The 16,150-nt window shown below is 61.5% G+C and carries 21 protein-coding genes; 5 read left to right on the forward strand and 16 right to left on the reverse strand.

From position 1 onward, the window contains the following. Positions 1-334: 334 nt before the first annotated feature. The 6 genes from HBJ59_RS23530 to HBJ59_RS23555 form a co-directional block, all read right to left on the reverse strand. Positions 335-946, reverse strand: coding sequence for a LysE family transporter (locus HBJ59_RS23530; RefSeq protein ID WP_167664904.1), 612 nt, complete (start codon positions 944-946; stop codon positions 335-337). A 170-nt stretch (positions 947-1,116) separates the two neighbouring features. Continuing rightward, complete coding sequence (locus HBJ59_RS23535; RefSeq protein ID WP_178124284.1) at positions 1,117-1,908, reverse strand: AraC family transcriptional regulator; 792 nt, start codon at positions 1,906-1,908, stop codon at positions 1,117-1,119. 51 nt (positions 1,909-1,959) lie between these two features. Then, positions 1,960-2,640 (reverse strand): arsenical resistance protein ArsH, encoded by a 681-nt coding sequence (arsH, locus tag HBJ59_RS23540; protein WP_167664906.1) that lies wholly within the window; start codon positions 2,638-2,640, stop codon positions 1,960-1,962. A gap of 12 nt (positions 2,641-2,652) precedes the next feature. Further along, positions 2,653-3,123 carry an arsenate reductase ArsC gene (locus tag HBJ59_RS23545; protein ID WP_076016205.1) on the reverse strand — a complete coding sequence of 157 codons (471 nt, stop codon included), beginning with the start codon at positions 3,121-3,123 and terminating at the stop codon, positions 2,653-2,655. Positions 3,124-3,136: 13 nt separating this feature from the next. Then, the gene (locus HBJ59_RS23550; protein ID WP_167664907.1) at positions 3,137-4,420 is read right to left on the reverse strand and encodes an arsenic transporter; all 1,284 of its coding nucleotides are present in this window, start codon (positions 4,418-4,420) and stop codon (positions 3,137-3,139) included. Between the two features lie 18 nt (positions 4,421-4,438). Next, complete coding sequence (locus HBJ59_RS23555; RefSeq protein ID WP_167664908.1) at positions 4,439-4,795, reverse strand: metalloregulator ArsR/SmtB family transcription factor; 357 nt, start codon at positions 4,793-4,795, stop codon at positions 4,439-4,441. 177 nt (positions 4,796-4,972) lie between these two features. On the opposite strand from HBJ59_RS23555, the gene HBJ59_RS23560 reads away from it, so the two are divergent. From HBJ59_RS23560 to HBJ59_RS23570, 3 genes are all read left to right on the forward strand, one after another. Beyond that, on the forward strand, positions 4,973-5,188 hold the full coding sequence (locus tag HBJ59_RS23560; RefSeq protein WP_003212603.1) for a hypothetical protein: 216 nt from the start codon (positions 4,973-4,975) through the stop codon (positions 5,186-5,188). A 72-nt stretch (positions 5,189-5,260) separates the two neighbouring features. After that, the gene (locus HBJ59_RS23565; RefSeq protein WP_076016203.1) at positions 5,261-5,956 is read left to right on the forward strand and encodes an AzlC family ABC transporter permease; all 696 of its coding nucleotides are present in this window, start codon (positions 5,261-5,263) and stop codon (positions 5,954-5,956) included. Next, on the forward strand, positions 5,953-6,264 hold the full coding sequence (locus tag HBJ59_RS23570) for an AzlD domain-containing protein (protein ID WP_063030469.1): 312 nt from the start codon (positions 5,953-5,955) through the stop codon (positions 6,262-6,264). The genes HBJ59_RS23565 and HBJ59_RS23570 overlap by 4 nt, the downstream gene beginning before the upstream one ends. 245 nt (positions 6,265-6,509) lie before the next feature. On the opposite strand, the gene HBJ59_RS23575 is transcribed toward HBJ59_RS23570, so the two are convergent. Together HBJ59_RS23575 and HBJ59_RS23580 are read right to left on the reverse strand one after the other, a co-directional pair. After that, positions 6,510-6,725 carry a hypothetical protein gene (locus tag HBJ59_RS23575; RefSeq protein WP_076016202.1) on the reverse strand — a complete coding sequence of 72 codons (216 nt, stop codon included), beginning with the start codon at positions 6,723-6,725 and terminating at the stop codon, positions 6,510-6,512. A gap of 79 nt (positions 6,726-6,804) precedes the next feature. Beyond that, positions 6,805-7,074 (reverse strand): hypothetical protein, encoded by a 270-nt coding sequence (locus HBJ59_RS23580; RefSeq protein ID WP_076016201.1) that lies wholly within the window; start codon positions 7,072-7,074, stop codon positions 6,805-6,807. Between the two features lie 109 nt (positions 7,075-7,183). Between HBJ59_RS23580 and HBJ59_RS23585 the strand changes: the two genes are divergently transcribed. After that, a complete protein-coding gene (locus HBJ59_RS23585) occupies positions 7,184-7,537 on the forward strand; it encodes a hypothetical protein (RefSeq protein ID WP_003212599.1) in 354 nt (117 codons plus the stop codon). A gap of 141 nt (positions 7,538-7,678) precedes the next feature. Here HBJ59_RS23585 and HBJ59_RS23590 read toward each other — a convergent pair whose 3' ends face one another. From HBJ59_RS23590 to HBJ59_RS23620, 7 genes are all read right to left on the reverse strand, one after another. Further along, positions 7,679-8,383, reverse strand: a complete 705-nt coding sequence (locus HBJ59_RS23590; protein ID WP_167664909.1) for a YoaK family protein — start codon at positions 8,381-8,383, stop codon at positions 7,679-7,681. Between the two features lie 77 nt (positions 8,384-8,460). Next, on the reverse strand, positions 8,461-9,489 hold the full coding sequence (locus tag HBJ59_RS23595) for a DNA topoisomerase IB (protein WP_167664910.1): 1,029 nt from the start codon (positions 9,487-9,489) through the stop codon (positions 8,461-8,463). A gap of 63 nt (positions 9,490-9,552) precedes the next feature. Next, entirely contained in the window at positions 9,553-10,638 is a 1,086-nt protein-coding gene (modC, locus tag HBJ59_RS23600) for a molybdenum ABC transporter ATP-binding protein (RefSeq protein WP_178124285.1), read from the reverse strand. Beyond that, the gene (modB, locus tag HBJ59_RS23605; protein WP_076016198.1) at positions 10,638-11,318 is read right to left on the reverse strand and encodes a molybdate ABC transporter permease subunit; all 681 of its coding nucleotides are present in this window, start codon (positions 11,316-11,318) and stop codon (positions 10,638-10,640) included. Before modB ends, modC begins: the two co-directional genes overlap by 1 nt. After that, entirely contained in the window at positions 11,319-12,086 is a 768-nt protein-coding gene (gene modA, locus HBJ59_RS23610) for a molybdate ABC transporter substrate-binding protein (protein ID WP_076016197.1), read from the reverse strand. 128 nt (positions 12,087-12,214) lie between these two features. Then, entirely contained in the window at positions 12,215-13,279 is a 1,065-nt protein-coding gene (locus tag HBJ59_RS23615; protein WP_167664912.1) for a nitronate monooxygenase family protein, read from the reverse strand. Positions 13,280-13,389: 110 nt separating this feature from the next. Continuing rightward, positions 13,390-14,268, reverse strand: a complete 879-nt coding sequence (locus tag HBJ59_RS23620; RefSeq protein ID WP_167664913.1) for an alpha/beta fold hydrolase — start codon at positions 14,266-14,268, stop codon at positions 13,390-13,392. Positions 14,269-14,444: 176 nt separating this feature from the next. Between HBJ59_RS23620 and HBJ59_RS23625 the strand changes: the two genes are divergently transcribed. Further along, positions 14,445-15,029 (forward strand): ABATE domain-containing protein, encoded by a 585-nt coding sequence (locus HBJ59_RS23625; protein WP_076016194.1) that lies wholly within the window; start codon positions 14,445-14,447, stop codon positions 15,027-15,029. Between the two features lie 6 nt (positions 15,030-15,035). Here HBJ59_RS23625 and ada read toward each other — a convergent pair whose 3' ends face one another. Beyond that, positions 15,036-16,100 (reverse strand): bifunctional DNA-binding transcriptional regulator/O6-methylguanine-DNA methyltransferase Ada, encoded by a 1,065-nt coding sequence (gene ada / locus HBJ59_RS23630; protein WP_167664914.1) that lies wholly within the window; start codon positions 16,098-16,100, stop codon positions 15,036-15,038. Positions 16,101-16,150 lie beyond the last annotated feature (50 nt).

Below are 16,150 nucleotides of genomic sequence, written 5' to 3' on the forward strand. Positions count from 1 at the left end.
AGGCCGCTGTGCTCTTGCTTTTGATCTGCTTGTGATCTTGATCTGCGGGCCCCGTCAACCACGATGGCCGCAAGCAGGCACGGTGGAGCGGGTAAATCGGCAGGGAAGCCGATTTAGCCGCGCCGGGCCATGGATGGCCCGTCGCGGCGGCCCGCGGAGCCGAGCCGGAGTGCGGGCATGCCGAGCCCAGGCGAGGCACCGAGTGGTGGGGCAAAGACCTTTTGGTTACTTTTGGCTGGGCCGGCATTCCGGGTGTTTGCCAAAAGTGACCCGCTGTAAGAGCGGAACCATAGGCGGCCGTTACCTAAATAACGGATATGTACCCAATCACCCCTCAAACCGCCCGCAACGCCAAAATCGCCAAATACAGCAGCACCACACCGCAAGCACCATAGCTAACCCTTTGCCACGTAGGCGAAGCATTCCGCCGCAGCAGGTTGACCAACGCTGCAATCAAAAAGCACGAAAGCACCGAAGCCAACATGAATCCCGCAAAAAACATCAACGTCTGCCCATGGCTCGGCGTCGCCCCAACTATCCCCGACAGCGCGCTGCCCAAGGCCCCCCAATAGACAATGTTCTTCGGGTTGGCCAGAGAAATCGCCGCACCCACCATCAGCGCATTCTGCCCGGACCTGGCCGGCGCACTTTCGGCTGCCGGCAGGCGCCAGGCATCCATCAGGCTGCGCACCCCGAGCCACGCCAGATAGAACCCGCACACCGCCGTCAGCGGTACCCGCACCGACTCATGCTGGATCAACAACGCCATGCCCGTCAGCCCAACCACCGCCCACACAGCATCACCCACCAGCGAGCCAATCTGCACCAACAACGCAGGCGTAAACCCGTGCAACAACCCACGGCGCAGGGTTTCCGCCAGCACCGCCCCCGGCGACAGGCAAAACACAAACCCAAACACCAGCGCCGAAAAAAAGATCGTCAACATGCGCAATACCCATGTAGGAGCGAGCTTGCTCGCGAAGAAATCACAGACACCGCAGAGCACCAGGCTTCCCACGTCATCGTTAACGACTTTCGCAAGCAAGCCAGCTCCTACAGTGAATGCCGGCATTTTAGGGAAGGGTGCGGAAGTCGTCTTGAACCAGATTGCGCTTTTCAGCCCTTGAGCACGCGTTGATAGCGCCCCGGCGTAATGCCGTAGGCCGCACGAAAATGCCGGTTCAGATGGCTCTGGTCAGCAAATCCCAGGGCGTGGGCCACCTGCGATGCAGCAATGCCTGAGCGCAACAGCCCCTTGGCGCGCCGGGTGCGCAGTTGCATCGCCCACTGGCGCGGACTCAGTCCGGTTTCTTTCTGAAAGGCCCGCAGCAGATGGAATTTCGACAGGCCCAACTCGTCACCAAGGGTATCGAGTGCCACGGCCTGATGCAGGTTTTCAGCCAGCAATTCCTGGGCCTTGATCACCGTCCCGCGACCCACCGTTGTGCTGCCAGGCAACCGCACGCCGCTGCAACTGACCACCTCACCAAGCAGCACCACCAAGGCGTCCTCACTTAGCTCTCTGGTCAGTGGATCGGCACTCAACGAATCCTCAATCGCACCGGCGAGTTTCATCGCCAGTTCTGGCTGGAAGCACAGCGAACGGTCAAACTCCAGATGCGCCAGGCCCAGGTCAGCCGCCAATTGGTCAGCAGTCGCATACAGGCTGACAAACCGCCACGGCTGCCCCTCGGCCGCGCCGCCGCCCTGAATCTGCCCGGGGTTGTACAAGGTGATGCTGCCGGGGCCGGCCTCGAACGTGCGGCGGTCCAGCCACACCTGTTCCTCGCCGAGCAGGTTGACGCCGATCACGCATTCATCATGGCTATGGCGGGCAAACGTCAGGCCGGTGCACGAGGTGCTGCTGACTTCGTAGTTGCCCAGCCAGGCGTGCTGCATGGAACTCATTGAGGTGGCTCGCAGGGACGTTTGCCCGCGAGCATACGCCGGAAAAGGCCTTCAGATCGACCGTTGATTGACCCGTTTCGACAGCGCCTCGCTACTCTCCTTGCGCTCCGAATAACGGTCCACCAGGTCCGGGCGATCACGCAGCAGCAGGGTGAACTTCACCAGCTCTTCCATCACATCCACCACGCGGTCGTAGAGTGCCGACGGCTTCATGCGGTCCTGATCGTCGAACTCCATAAAAGCCTTGGGCACCGACGATTGATTGGGGATGGTGAACATGCGCATCCAGCGCCCCAGCACCCGCAGTTGGTTCACGGTGTTGAAGGACTGCGAGCCGCCGCAGACCTGCATCACTGCCAGGGTTTTGCCCTGGGTTGGGCGCACTGCGCCGAGTGCCAGTGGCACCCAGTCGAGTTGCGCCTTGAACACCGCCGACATCGAGCCGTGACGCTCCGGCGAACACCAGACCTGGCCTTCAGACCACTGCATCAGTTCCAGCAGTTCCTGGACCTTGGGGTGGTCGTTGGGAGCGTCGTCCGGCAGCGGCAAACCCGATGGATTGAAGATGCGCGTCTCGGCGCCAAAGTGCCGCAACAGTCGCGCCGCTTCTTCCACCAGCAGGCGGCTGAACGAGCGCGGGCGAGTGGAACCATAGAGCAGCAGGATGCGTGGCGGTCGTTCAAATTGTTGAGGCGTGGACAGGTTTTGATGCAGGTTGGGCAGGGTGCTCATCAGGCTCTCCGGTTACAGCGCGGCGATGCGATCAAGCTCGGCCTTGAGTTCGACGGGGTTCAGGCTGGCGAACGGGATCGCGAAAAAAGCCCGGCAGCGCCGTTCAATGATTTCCAGGGTGGCGCGGAACGCGGCGTCGACCTGGGCTTCATCGCCTTGAACATCAGACGGGTCTTCCAACCCCCAATGCGCCTTGATGGCCGGGCCGAAATACACTGGGCAGGCTTCCCCGGCGGCCTTGTCGCACACGGTGATGACGAAGTCCGGCGGGCTGCCTTCAAAGGCATCGTTGCCCTTGCTGTACAAACCTTCGGTGCTGATACCAGCGGCCTTCAGCGTGGTCAGGCTGCGCGGCAGCACCTGGCCCTTGGGGAAACTCCCGGAGCTGATGGCTTGGAAACCGTCCGGCGCCAGATGGTTGAACAAGGCTTCCGAGAGAATGCTTCGGCAGCTGTTGGCGGTGCACATGAACAGGACTTTCATCAAACGGACTCCGTCAGAAACTCAGGCGCAGGGCGAGGGCGGCGAGGGTGATCAACAGCACCGGCAAGGTCAGCACAATGCCGACCTTGAAGTAGTAACCCCAGGTGATGGTGATGCCTTTGCGCGCCAGGATATGTAGCCAAAGCAGGGTGGCCAGGCTACCGATAGGGGTGATTTTCGGCCCGAGGTCGCTGCCGATCACGTTGGCGTAGATCATCGCGTCCTTGACCACGCCCACGGCGTGGCTGGCCTCGATGGAAAGCGCTCCGATCAGCACGGTCGGCAGATTGTTCATCGCCGAAGACAGCAGGGCGGTGAGTACGCCGGTGCCCAATGCCGCGCCCCACACGCCGTAGCCGGCGAAGGTGTCGAGCCAGGTCGCGAGGTAGTCGGTCAGCCCGGCGTTACGCAGGCCGTAGACCACCAGGTACATGCCCAGGGAGAAAATCACGATCTGCCAGGGCGCTTCCTTCAGCACCTTGCGAGTGGAGATTTTGTGGCCCTTGGCGGCGATCACCAGCAGTAATATGGCGCAGGCGGCAGAAATCGCGCTGATGGGAATGCCCAGCGGTTCCAGGGCAAAACAGCCCACCAGCAGAATGCCCAGCACCCACCAACCGGCGCGGAAGGTGGCGCGGTCGTGGATCGCGCTGGCGGGATCGTCGAGGTCGGCCGGGTCGTAGGTTTGCGGAATGTCACGGCGGAAAAACCATAGCAATACGGCGAGGGTCGCGGCGACGCTTACCAGGTTCACCGGCACCATCACGGCAGCGTATTCGTTGAAGCCGATCTTGAAGTAGTCGGCCGAAACGATGTTCACCAGGTTGGAGACCACCAGCGGCAGGCTCGCGGTGTCGGCGATAAACCCGGCGCCCATGACGAACGCCAGGGTCGCCGCCGGAGAGAAGCGCAGCGCCAACAGCATCGACATCACGATGGGCGTGAGGATCAGTGCCGCGCCGTCGTTGGCGAACAAGGCCGACACCAGCGCACCCAGCAGTACCATATACGCGAACAACCGCCGACCGCGTCCACGGCCCCAGCGCGCTACATGCAAGGCAGCCCAGGCAAAAAAGCCTGCTTCATCCAGCAACAGGCTGATGACGATCAGTGCGACGAACGTCCCGGTGGCGTTCCAGATGATGTGCCACACCACGGGGATGTCCGCCAGGCTGATAACGCCAAGGGCCAGGGCCAGGATCGCGCCCATTGTGGCGCTCCAGCCTACGCCCAGGCCCTTGGGCTGCCAGATGACCAGGATGATGGTGAACAGGAAGATAGCAACGGCTACAAGCATGAAAAGCTCTCCGCAGGATCAGCAGTAGGCGCTGGCCCGTTGTGGTCGGTCGCCCATGGTGTCCAGACGCTGGGCGTCTGTGTTTAACCAGGCTTGGTTGGCTTGCAGAGTGGTGTCGAGCACCGCCGTTACCCATGCCGGCAAGGCCGGGTTGAGGCGGTAATAAATCCACTGGCCCTGGCGACGGTCCAGCAGCAACCCGCAACTGCGCAGTTGCGCCAGGTGGCGGGAGATTTTCGGCTGGCTGTCGTCCAGAGCATGGATCAACTCGCACACGCAAAGTTCGCCTTCACGCAGGATCAATAACGTCAGCCGTGCGCGAGTGGCGTCGGCCAGGCATTTGAAGACGTTGGGTGGGGAGAAAAGATCTGACATGGTCAGCGGCCTTATACATATGGAAATACGAATATACGTATTTCCATATGTATCGGTCAAATCCTGTTTCGATTGACCTGCGTCAACGGCCTGGCAATCGACGACAAGTGGTTGAAATTAAACTGAAACACAAATGTCCTAAAGTGCCTGCCCATTGGTGATGAAGGAAGAAAACGTGTGACCCGTGCCACTCGCAACCTGCGCAAGACCCTCGATTCCGTCGCGGACAATAACGAAACCGCGGCCTTTGACCTGATGCGCGCCGTCGAAAAGCTCAGCGATGAAGTGCTGCGCCAGCGCCTGCTCAATACCATCCACCGGCTCAACCAGGACGCCCACGAACTGCGCGAAGCCCGGGACGCGGTGGAGCGGGTGTCGGTCAAACTGGCTTGAGCACGATCGTTCAAGACAATCCCTGATACCGCTGGCATGCTTGTCGACTGACTGTCGATGAGCCTGTTGTGTATGCCTAACGCTCTGCCTCTGAACGCCTTTTCCCGTGGCGCGATTGCGATCATTCCATTGTCCCTGGCCTGCGCGCCCTGGGGGCTGCTGGCCGGTTCCACTGCAATCGATGCCCAATTCACGCCGCTGGAAGCCCAAGGGCTGTCGACTATCGTGTTTGCCGGTGCTGCACAGCTGGTGGCCATCGGCATGGTCAAGAGCGGTGCCAGTCTGATTTCGATCCTGCTGACCACCTTGCTGCTGACCTCCCAGCATTTGCTCTACGGCATGCACATGCGTCCCACGCTGTCGCCGCTCAAACCACGGTGGCGCATGAGCCTGGGCTTTTTGCTGACCGACGAGTTCTTCGCCCTGGTCAGTCAATATGACCGCCAGACCTTCAACCGCTGGTACGCCCTGGGTGTCGGCCTGACGTTCTATATCATCTGGAACCTATTCACCTTCGCCGGCATCGTGCTCGGCAAAAGCATTCCCGGGCTAGACCAGTTGGGCCTGGAGTTCTCGATTGCCGCGACCTTTATCGCCCTGATCACCCCCGTAGTGCGCGACGTGCCAACCATCGTCTGTGTCGCCGTGTCGTTGCTGTGCTCGGTGTGGCTGAGCTACCTGCATTGGGAATCGGCGGTGGTGGTCTCCGGTGTATTGGGAATGAGCGCGGGGTTTGCCTGCAAGCGCCTGGGAGTAGGGCAGCGATGATCTTCGTGATGATTTTTGGCATGGGTTTGATCGTGTTTCTCAACCGCTACCTGTTCATCGAGCCGCGCCTGCCGGTGCGCCTCAATCGCGGGGCGCGGGAGTTTCTCGGGTTTGCCGTACCGGGGATGCTCACCGCCATCTGTGGGCCGATCATTTTTCTGGCCGACCACAAACTCAACCTGAGCGTGAGCAACCCTTACCTGCTGGCCGGGGTGTGCGCCGTGGCGTTGATGTTCTGGACCCGCAGCGTGCTGATCACCGTGTTGCTGAGCATGGCGCTGTTCTATCTGTTCCGCTGGCTGCTCTGAACAGCAAACTCCTGCTACGGGGGGGGCGCAAAACCAAGGCAAAAAAAAGCCCGCGGGAGGGCGGGCTAGAAGGGAGACTTCTTAAAAATGAGCCTGCCGACTATAGGCGGCCAAGTCTCCCTTCACAGTGAAACAAAGTTCACTCTCCGGACAGTTTGGCGACAGCTTTCTCTCCCCGGATGGGGAAACAGGGGGCGGTTCGTCGTGTGTTCAGGAGCGCAGCCCGAGCGGGCTGCGATTTTGCATCAGCTTTTTGCGTTGAGTTTGCGCAGTTCGTCGTAAGTCGCCGATTGCACAAACCAGAAGCCGGAAATGATGCACCAAATCAATGTGCCGCCAATCAGGGCGCCAAGGCCTGCCAGAAAGCTCTGGCTGAACATCACGACCAGACCTGTAAGCCACAGGAAAGCCAGCGCGATGTAGAGAACGGTGTTGTTGACGCCGATGACGAAATCTTTCATGAGGCTTCCTTTCTAGGTAGTGTCCCGTGGGCCTCATCAGTGAGGCCCAACGGTGCAATCATAATGCCATGACTGCCTTTCACGCCACCTCGGGTGCAGGTCCTGCAGGTTTCTGCTTGTTGGCCTTCGCCTCCGCCGCCAGGCATTCCAGGGCAAATTGCTCGGTGTAGGTCATCTGGATCGGGGTGCTTTCGCCTTTGACGGTGCGCTCGCCGTCCAGGATGTAGCGGATGCGCTTGTCGGTCACGCCGATGCGTTTGGCGATCCACGAAGGCGTTTGGCCGATGCGGCTGATCAGCTTGTCGGCGTAGTCGGTGGAGGGGTTGTAGCGCTCGGCGTTCGGTGTCATGGGGGTTCCGGGTAAAAGCGGGTTCGTAAGTAGGCGGCAGGGTGACGCAATTATCATTCGGTGTCGCCTGCTAATGGTACAGTCGCGTTTTTTCCAAGGAAGCTTCGGTATGCGGATGGTGGTAATTGGCGCTTTGGTACTGGCATCGCTGGCCGGTTGTGCGGGCTCGAAGATGAAAGAGGCGCGTACCGGTACGCCCTATAAAACCCTGGCCTCGGACAAGGCCCCGCTGGTGGTTGCCCAATGCATCCAGTTCGGCTGGCAGGACGAAGCGGTGTTCGGCGTGGATGCCGGTGGCTTCATGGAGCCTGCGCAGGCCGGTGGCTTCACCATCTACACCACGGCAGGCGATTACTTTGTCGACGTGCGCAGCGCGGGCGCGGGTGCCAGCGTGAATTATTACGCGGCCCAGGATGACTATCCGGCCAAGCGCCGCCTCGCCGCGCTGGCGACTTGTCTGTAATCCGTTGCGTTAGAAAAGTTCAGAAATGCCCTGCGGACAGCCTCGCGGGCATTGTTTTAGTATTTTCCTGCTCGCCCGGCGTGACGGCTCTTTACCGGTACAGGGACGTCGAGGCCGGAACGTCGGGCGGGCAACTCTGTTCTAGCGTGGCATATACCCCAGGTGCCAGCGCCGGGGAATCTTCAGCGACACCAGCCCCAACAGCGCCGACAGCAACCCGCTGACCAACAGCGCACGAATCCCCATCTGGTGTTCCAGCAATGCACCGATCACCGCACCGGCAAACATCCCGACCCAGGGGATCAGTTGCACGCGCCAGCCATTGCGGCGTTCACCCAGCATCCAGCGGCCCAGCCCGCGACCAAATCGCGACAGCGCCCCCGTGACATAAGTAAGCCCCACCGGTAATCCGTTCACCTCTTCGACGGCAGCATTCAGCATGCCCATGGCGATGATCGCCGCCAGCAATGACGGCAGTTGATCGTCGAACGGCCAGGCCGCGGCACCGCACAGCAGCGTGGCGATGCACAGCAACAAAGGCAGCGCATGGCGCCGGCTGATACGGCTGACCATCACGCCCAACGCATTACCGGCGATGAACGTTGCCACCAGCAACGTCAGGCGCGCGGTGAGGCCCAGGTCACCTTCGCTGATCGCCACGGCGAGGCGCGTGGTGTTGCCGCTCATGAACGAGACAAAATCGCCGCTGGCCATGAAGCCGATGGCGTCGGTCATCCCCGCCAGCACGGAAAGGCTGGCCACCAGCATCAGCCCGACACGCCCGCGCCATTTGTGGCGATGCAGCAAGGCGGCGTTGGTGTAGGGCTTCAAGGATGAAGGCAGCATGGGGCCGGGTTCCTCGGTGAGATTATCCGGCCACTACCGTAGGACGCTTTGCGTTCGGCTGCAATGACTTGGGGCACTCACAGGCGTTCTGCCAGTTGCTCCAGAAACATCGCCAGCCCCACTTCCTCGGCTTTCAGGCCTTTGCGCACCCGGGGCTTGGGCAGCTTTGCCAGCTCGCCCAGGCTGAAATGCTCCAGCACGGCCGGGTGGATATAGCACTTGCGGCACACCGCCGGGGTGTTGCCCAGTTGCTTGGCGACGTTCTTGACCATCTCCACCACATGCTTCTTGGCGTCGGATTCCGGCTGCCATTCAAGCTCGCGCAATACCGCCAACGCCAAGGCACTGCCGGCCCATGTACGGTAATCCTTGGCGGTGAAATCCGCGCCGGTGAGGCTGTGCAGGTAGGCGTTCACGTCGGTGGAACTAACGGTATGGCGCTCGCCATTCTCGTCCAGGTACTGGAACAGGTTCTGCCCCGGCAATTCCAGGCAACGTTTGATCACCGTGGCCAGGCGCCGGTCCTTGACGGTGATCTGGTGCTCGATGCCGCTCTTGCCGCGAAACTGGAACAGGATCTCGCTGCCCTTGATGTCTACATGGCGGGTGCGCAGGGTGGTCAGGCCGTAGGAGCGATTGTCCCGAGCGTACTGAGTGTTGCCGACGCGGATCAGCGTGGCGTCGAGCAGCATCACCACCGTGGCCAAGACCTTCTCCCGATTGAACCCGGGCACCGCGATCTGCGCTTCCAACTGCTTGCGCAGCTTGGGCAACGCGCTGCCGAACTGTTGCAGCCGGGAATACTTGTCGGTGTCACGCACCTCACGCCAGCGTTGGTGATAACGGTACTGCTTGCGTCCCCGGGCATCACGGCCGGTGGCTTGCAGATGGCCGCGCGGGTCGGCGCAGATCCACACATCGGTATACGCCGGCGGCACTGCGAGGGCGTTGATGCGCTTGATTTCGTCGGCATCGGTTATGCGTGTGCCGTCGGCCTTGAAGTACTGGAATTTACCCCGCAGCTTTTTGCGGGAGATCCCGGGCTGGGTATCGTCGACGTAATGCAGGTCGCGGGGCAGGTCGGCAAGCAACGCAGGATCGGGCATGGCGCAAATTCCTTGGCAGGTATTTCTGATTGACCGCAGGGTTCTGCGGTCGTGCCAATGGATTCAGGCCAGTACCGCCACCGCCTTGATTTGCGCCCACAACGTCTGGCCGGGATGCAGTTGCAACTGGTCCCGTGAGTAACGGGTGATGCGCGCCAGCAGCGGCGTGCCGGCCGCATCCAGGCTCACCAGCACATGGGCTGCGTTGTCCGCGGGAATCTCCTGGGTCACCGTCACCGGCAGGCGATTGAGGATGCTGCTGTGTTCCTCGGCCTGCAGGCTGAGGCTGACGTCTCGCGCCTGGATCTTGAAGCGCAACGGTTTGCCCAACGCCAGCGGTGCATGGGCCACGCGCATCTGTAATTGGCTCGCGGGCAGTTGCAGGGTCAGCAACTGGTAGTGGGCGTCGTAGGCGCAGACCGTTCCGTTGATCACCACGCCGGCGTCGTCGCCCAAGGCCATGGGCAGGTCCAGCCGGGCCAGGGTTTCGCCGATGGGGCCGCTGGCCAGGGCCTTGCCGTCGCTGAGCAACACGATGTGATCAGCCAGGCGCGCCACTTCGTCCTGGGCATGGCTGACGTACAGCACGGGAATCTCCAGCTCGTCGTGCAGGCGTTCGAGGTACGGCAGGATTTCGCTTTTGCGTTTGTTGTCCAGCGCCGCCAGCGGTTCGTCCATCAGCAACAGGCTCGGGCTGGTGAGCAGGGCACGGGCGATACCGATGCGCTGGCGTTCACCGCCGGAAAGATGCTGCGGATGGCGGTCCAGCAGGTGGCCGATGCCCAGCAGCTCGGTGGCCTGGTCCAGCTCCACGCGGCGCCGTTGGCGCGGGATGCGCTTGAGGCCGAATTCCAGGTTGGCCAGTACCGACAAATGCGGGAACAGGCTGGCTTCTTGAAACACATAGCCCAGGGCACGCTTGTAGGGTGGCACGAACAGCCCTTTGCGGCTGTCTTGCCAGACTTCGTCGTTGATCTGCACGAAGCCCTCTTCGGCCCTTTCCAGCCCAGCGATGCAGCGCAGGCAGGTGGTCTTGCCGGAGCCGGAATGACCGTACAGCGCCGTCACCCCGCGACCGGGCAGTTGCAGGTCAACGTCCAGGGCAAACCCGGAATACTTCAGTTGCAGGCGCACCTCGATCATCGACATCAGCTCCAGCCCGCTTTGGTTTTACGGCTGGAGTAGAGCGCCAGCAATACCAGGAAAGAAAACACCACCATCGAGCCGGCCAGCCAGTGGGCCTGGGCGTATTCCATGGCTTCGACGTGATCGTAGATCTGCACCGAGACCACCCGGGTCTTGTCTGGAATATTGCCGCCGATCATCAGCACCACGCCGAACTCGCCGACGGTGTGGGCAAAACCGAGAATCGATGCCGTGATAAACCCCGGGCGCGCCAGGGGCAGGATCACCGTGAAAAATGTATCCCAGGGATTGGCCCGCAACGTAGCGGCCACTTCCAGCGGTCGAGTGCCGATGGCGGAGAAGGCGTTTTGCAACGGCTGCACCACAAACGGCATGGAATAGATCACCGAACCAATCACCAGCCCGGCGAAGCTGAAGGTCAGTGTGCCCAGGCCCAGCCATTGGGTGAACTGGCCGAAGTAGCCATTGGGGCCCATGGTCAACAGCAGGTAGAAGCCGATCACCGTGGGTGGTAACACCAACGGCAAGGCCACCACCGCACCGATGGGGCCGCGCCACCACGAACGGGTGCGCGACAGCCACAGGGCGATCGGAGTGCCGATGATCAGCAGGATCACCGTGGTCAGAGACGCCAGCTTCACGGTCAACCAGATCGCGGAAAAATCGGCACTCGACAGCGGCATTTACAGTTCGTACCCGTAAGACTTGATCACCGCGGCGGCTTTCGGACCTTTGAGGTATTCAACCAGGGCCTTGGCGGCGGCGCTGTCCTTGCCCTTGTTGAGGATTACCGCGTCTTGTTTGATCGGGTCATGCATCGACGACGGCACGATCCAGGCCGAACCGCTGGTGACCTTGCCGTCCTTGTAGATCTGCGACAGCGCTACAAAGCCCAGCTCAGCGTTGCCGGTGGACACGAACTGATAGGCCTGGGTGATGTTCTGGCCTTCTACGATCTTGTCCTTGACCTTCTCGGCCAGGCCTTCCTTCGCCAGCACTTGGGTGGCAGCCAGGCCATAAGGCGCGGCTTTCGGGTTGGCGATGGACAGGTGCTTGAATTCATTTTTCTTCAACACTTCGCCCTTGGCATCCACGTAGCCTTCCTTGGCGGACCACAGCGCCAGGGTGCCTACCGCGTAGGTGAAGCGCGAGCCCTTGACGGTGTCACCTTCGGCTTCGAGTTTCTGCGGGGTGGTGTCGTCGGCGCTGAGGAACACTTCAAACGGCGCGCCGTTCTTGATCTGGGTGTAGAACTGGCCGGTGGCACCGTAGGCGGCGACCAGCTTGTGGCCGGTGTCTTTTTCAAAGTCAGCGGCAATCGCCTGGATGGGTGCGGTGAAGTTGGCCGCCACCGCCACCTGGACTTCATCGGCGTACGCCGAGGAGAAGGCAAACGCGGCGATCAGGGTGGCGAGGGCCGTGGGGGCCAGGCGTGAGGCGCGAATCATCATCAAGAAGCTCCTTGGGGGATTACCGACTTTGCGGCTTTTTACAGGCAGAAGGGCGTACCGCTATGTATGGGAATATATAGCGGTTGGCCACTGCCGGTACAGCGCAAAGTTGTCCCGGGAGTTCAGGTTCAGCGTCGGCCGAGTTTTTCCAGGGTCTGCGCGGCCAGCTCCAGCGTCAGGTCATAGGTGGAGATGTCCTTGCCAAGGCGCAGCGCCTGGCCCGACCACAAGTTACTGAAGCCGGCTTCATCCTTGGCTTTCAGTGGCATCAATGCACCGCCAGACAACGGAAACGCAGGCGCTGTCGGGTTGATCGCGCCCAATTCACGCATCACTCGGTTGATGATGCCGCGCGCCGGGCGCCCGGTGAACAGGTTGGTCAGCGCGGTTTCACTGGCCTGGGCATTGCGCAAGGCGTGGTGGTGTGACTTCGACACGGTGGCCTCGGGGGTAAACAGGTACGCCGTGCCGATCTGCACCGCCGACGCGCCGAGGGCGAAGGCCGCGACGATGCCCCGTGCATCCCCGATGCCGCCGGCTGCGATCACCGGCACCTTTACGGCGTCGACGATCTGCGGCACCAGCGCCATGGTGCCAATTTGGCTATTCAAATCGTCGCTGAGGAACATCCCGCGATGGCCGCCGGCTTCCGAACCCATGGCGATGATTGCGTCGCAGCCGTGCTGTTCCAGCCAGATGGCCTCTTCCACGGTGGTGGCCGACGACAGTATTTTCGCCCCGGTGGCCTTGACCCGGTCCAGCAGGGATTTTTCCGGCAGGCCGAAGTGAAAACTCACGATTTCCGGACGGAATTCTTCCACCACTTTGCAGGCGGCGTCGTTGAACGGTGCACGGTTGGAGACGGGCGTCGGTGCATCAAAGTCGGCGCCCAGTTGGTGGTAGTAGGTTTCCAGCAGGTTCTTCCACTGAAGGTCGCGATCAGCGTCTGGCGCCGGCGGCTGATGGCAGAAGAAATTCACGTTCAGCGGCCGCGAGCTGGCCTGGCGAATGGTGGTGAGTGCTTCGCGTAACTGCTCGATGCTCAGGGTTGCCGCCGGCATCGAACCGAGGGCGCCGGCCTGGTTGGCGGCAATCACCATGGCGGTACTCGTGGCATTCGCCATGGGCGCCTGGATGATCGGCAACTCAATGCCCAGCAGGTCAAGAATTCGGGTGTCTGGCCAGGTGCTCATGGGACGCTTCTCCAACGGTGGGATGCTGTGCCGTCGTTTTAGCAGGGCCATGCAGCACCAGGCCAGTCTGTTTTATTCACTGGACGAATCCAGTGTTTCATGGGCGGGCATCAGTCGATGGCGTGGCCCAGTACTGCATGAATCCGCTGGGCAATATGTGCGGCGTGGGTTTCCAGGGCGAAGTGGCCGGTGTCGAGCAATTCCACCACGGCGTTGGCGTTATCGGCTTTATAGGCATGGGCGCCCGGCGGGATAAAGAACGGATCGTTCTGGCCCCAGATCACCAGCGCCGGCACTTGCGTGGCCTTGAAAAACGCCTGGAACGCCGGGTACAGCGTTAGGTTGTTGCGGTAGTCGAGGAACAGGTCCAACTGGATTTCGTCATTGCCGGGACGCTGCATCAGGAGCACGTCGAGCATGTAGGACTCAGGCGCAACCAGTTCGGGCTGCGGGACGCCGTGCAGGTACTGATAGCGCGTGCCTTCCAGGCTGATGACCGCGTTGCGAATCACCTCGCGATTGGCTTGGCTTGGTTCGGCCCAATAGGCCCGGATCGGATCCCAGGCGTCACCCAAACCTTCCAGGTAGGCATTGCCGTTTTGCGATATCAACGCGCTGACCCGTTCCGGGTGTGCCACCGCCAGGCGCAGGCCCACCGGCGCGCCGTAGTCGAACACATAGAGGGCATAGCGGCTGAGCTGCAGGGCGTCGGCGAAATGGCCGACGGTAATCGCCAGGTTGTCGAAGCTGTAGTGGTAATGACGTTCGGCAGGCACTTCGGTGAAGCCGAAGCCCGGCAGGTCGGGGGCGATGACCCGGTAGCGGGTGGCGAGCAATGGGATCAAATCGCGGTACATATGGGACGAGCTGGGAAACCCGTGCAGCAGCAACAGCACGGGTGCAGACGGGTCGCCAGCTTCGCGGTAGAACACGCGCACGCCATCGGCATCGAGGTGCTGGTAGCGAACAACCGGGGCTGAAATCGACATGATCGGAATCCTCTTTGTAACTGGATAAAATAGTTTTTTGGGTTACTGGTTTCGCAGGCTGCGCTTGAAAAAGTAACCTGTCAAATTAATTTAATAGGTTACTTTGCAGTAAGTTTAGTAACTATCCAAAAGCGTTATCAGCGGTTACGATGTCGCGGACTTGAAGAGGATTCGCCATGACCGTCATCACACCATCCCCGCTGGAGCCCTACGTTTTGGCCGATCATCCGGTGTTGGACATGCTCAATACCCGGGCGAATGTCGACGGTGTGCCGTTTGAATTCTGGCAAGGCGATACCGATGTCGAGCGCTGGCTGGTGCGACTGGGCTGGTGCGAGGAGGGCGCGGTGCCGGTATTCGAGGAGGGCGCTTTGCTGGGCGCGGCGCAGGGACTGCGGGAAGTGATCCGGCTGTTGCTGGAACAGCGCAAGGCTGGGCAGCAGGGTGATCCTGCTGCGCTGAATGCATTTTTGCGCAAGGCGGTCAGCCATCCGCAACTGGCTTGGCCGGCGCCGGGCGAGGTGCGCCTGGAGCGCCAGCGCAAACAGCAAACCGCCGAGCAATTCCTGGCGCCGATTGCCGAAGCGGCGGCGATGTTGCTGGTGGAAGGGGATTTCGGGCTGATCCGCACCTGCGAGCATCCCGAGTGCGTGCTGTGGTTCTACGACCGGACCAAGGGCCACAAGCGCCGCTGGTGCAGCATGGCGCTGTGTGGCAATCGGCATAAGGTGGCCGAGTTTCGCAAGCGCAAGCTCTTGTAGCGTTCTTCAGGATTCTGCCGGGCTTTCGCGCTCGAGCAACTGCCGTTTGCGCTCAACGCCCCAGCGATAACCCGAAAGGTCGCCATTGCTGCGCACCACCCGATGACAAGGAATCGCCACGGCCAGGTTGTTGGCACCACACGCCTGGGCCACGGCGCGATAGGCAGTCGGTGCGCCGATGCGCTGGGCAATCTCGGCGTAGCTGGCAGTGCAACCCACCGGGATTTCCCGCAAGGCCTGCCACACCCGCTCCTGAAACGCAGTGCCACGCAGATCCAGGGGCAAGTTCAGGCCCAGGGCCGGCGCCTCGATGAAGCCCACCACTTGGGCGATCAGTTGTTCGAAGTCGTGATCGGCGCCCAGCAGATTGGCGCGGGGAAACTGGTCCTGCAGGTCACGCACCAGTTTGTCCGGGTCATCCCCCAGCAGAATCGCGCACACACCGCGATTGCTTTGCGCCACCAGAATTGCGCCCAACGAGCATTGGCCGACGGCAAACCGAATATCCGTGTTGGTGCCGCCTGCTTTGTAGTCGCCAGGCTTCATGCCGAGCAACTGGTCAGCGGCCTCATAAAAACGGCTGTTGGAATTGAAGCCGGCGTCGTACAGCGCATCGGTCACCGAATGCTGGTCCTTGAGCCCGTCGCGTACTTTGCGCGAGCGATGGGCGCTGGCGTAGCGCTTGGGTGTGAGGCCGGTCACCGCCTTGAACACCCGATGGAAATGAAACGGACTCAAGCCGGCGAGGGTGGCCAGGTCTTCAAGGGCTGGCAGGGTTTCGGCCTGTTCGATGTGTCGGCAGGCGGCTGCCACCAGTTGCGCGTGTCGTGCGGCCACCTGGGTCTGGTCTCCCGAATAGCGCTTGTTGGGCCGGTAGCCCGCGGCTTCGGCCTGTTGCGGGGTGTCGAAGAACTCGACGTTCTGCGGGAGCGGCCGGCGCGCGGAGCTGCTGGGGCGGCAGTAAACGCCGGTGGTTTTCACGCCATAGACGAAGGTCAAGTCGGCCTTGGCGTCGCGGGCGACGATGGCGGCCCAGCGTGGGTCTTGTTCGATGGCGTAGCGCGCGGTCATGGCGGTGGCTCCTGGTTGAAGAATGCCAGGTTAGTCCCCTGAGGCATTCG

This window comes from Pseudomonas sp. AN3A02 (assembly GCF_011765255.1).
Taxonomy (GTDB): Bacteria; Pseudomonadota; Gammaproteobacteria; order Pseudomonadales; family Pseudomonadaceae; genus Aquipseudomonas.

What these genes read in the sequence shown, in the direction of transcription:
- HBJ59_RS23530 (WP_167664904.1), bottom strand. Translation starts at nt 946, where the DNA reads ATGTTGACGATCTTTTTTTCGGCGCTGGTGTTTGGGTTTGTGTTTTGC.
- HBJ59_RS23535 (WP_178124284.1), bottom strand. Translation starts at nt 1,908, where the DNA reads ATGAGTTCCATGCAGCACGCCTGGCTGGGCAACTACGAAGTCAGCAGC.
- arsH (WP_167664906.1), bottom strand. Translation starts at nt 2,640, where the DNA reads ATGAGCACCCTGCCCAACCTGCATCAAAACCTGTCCACGCCTCAACAA.
- HBJ59_RS23545 (WP_076016205.1), bottom strand. Translation starts at nt 3,123, where the DNA reads ATGAAAGTCCTGTTCATGTGCACCGCCAACAGCTGCCGAAGCATTCTC.
- HBJ59_RS23550 (WP_167664907.1), bottom strand. Translation starts at nt 4,420, where the DNA reads ATGCTTGTAGCCGTTGCTATCTTCCTGTTCACCATCATCCTGGTCATC.
- HBJ59_RS23555 (WP_167664908.1), bottom strand. Translation starts at nt 4,795, where the DNA reads ATGTCAGATCTTTTCTCCCCACCCAACGTCTTCAAATGCCTGGCCGAC.
- HBJ59_RS23565 (WP_076016203.1), top strand. Translation starts at nt 5,261, where the DNA reads ATGCCTAACGCTCTGCCTCTGAACGCCTTTTCCCGTGGCGCGATTGCG.
- HBJ59_RS23570 (WP_063030469.1), top strand. Translation starts at nt 5,953, where the DNA reads ATGATCTTCGTGATGATTTTTGGCATGGGTTTGATCGTGTTTCTCAAC.
- HBJ59_RS23575 (WP_076016202.1), bottom strand. Translation starts at nt 6,725, where the DNA reads ATGAAAGATTTCGTCATCGGCGTCAACAACACCGTTCTCTACATCGCG.
- HBJ59_RS23580 (WP_076016201.1), bottom strand. Translation starts at nt 7,074, where the DNA reads ATGACACCGAACGCCGAGCGCTACAACCCCTCCACCGACTACGCCGAC.
- HBJ59_RS23585 (WP_003212599.1), top strand. Translation starts at nt 7,184, where the DNA reads ATGCGGATGGTGGTAATTGGCGCTTTGGTACTGGCATCGCTGGCCGGT.
- HBJ59_RS23590 (WP_167664909.1), bottom strand. Translation starts at nt 8,383, where the DNA reads ATGCTGCCTTCATCCTTGAAGCCCTACACCAACGCCGCCTTGCTGCAT.
- HBJ59_RS23595 (WP_167664910.1), bottom strand. Translation starts at nt 9,489, where the DNA reads ATGCCCGATCCTGCGTTGCTTGCCGACCTGCCCCGCGACCTGCATTAC.
- modC (WP_178124285.1), bottom strand. Translation starts at nt 10,638, where the DNA reads ATGTCGATGATCGAGGTGCGCCTGCAACTGAAGTATTCCGGGTTTGCC.
- modB (WP_076016198.1), bottom strand. Translation starts at nt 11,318, where the DNA reads ATGCCGCTGTCGAGTGCCGATTTTTCCGCGATCTGGTTGACCGTGAAG.
- modA (WP_076016197.1), bottom strand. Translation starts at nt 12,086, where the DNA reads ATGATGATTCGCGCCTCACGCCTGGCCCCCACGGCCCTCGCCACCCTG.
- HBJ59_RS23615 (WP_167664912.1), bottom strand. Translation starts at nt 13,279, where the DNA reads ATGAGCACCTGGCCAGACACCCGAATTCTTGACCTGCTGGGCATTGAG.
- HBJ59_RS23620 (WP_167664913.1), bottom strand. Translation starts at nt 14,268, where the DNA reads ATGTCGATTTCAGCCCCGGTTGTTCGCTACCAGCACCTCGATGCCGAT.
- HBJ59_RS23625 (WP_076016194.1), top strand. Translation starts at nt 14,445, where the DNA reads ATGACCGTCATCACACCATCCCCGCTGGAGCCCTACGTTTTGGCCGAT.
- ada (WP_167664914.1), bottom strand. Translation starts at nt 16,100, where the DNA reads ATGACCGCGCGCTACGCCATCGAACAAGACCCACGCTGGGCCGCCATC.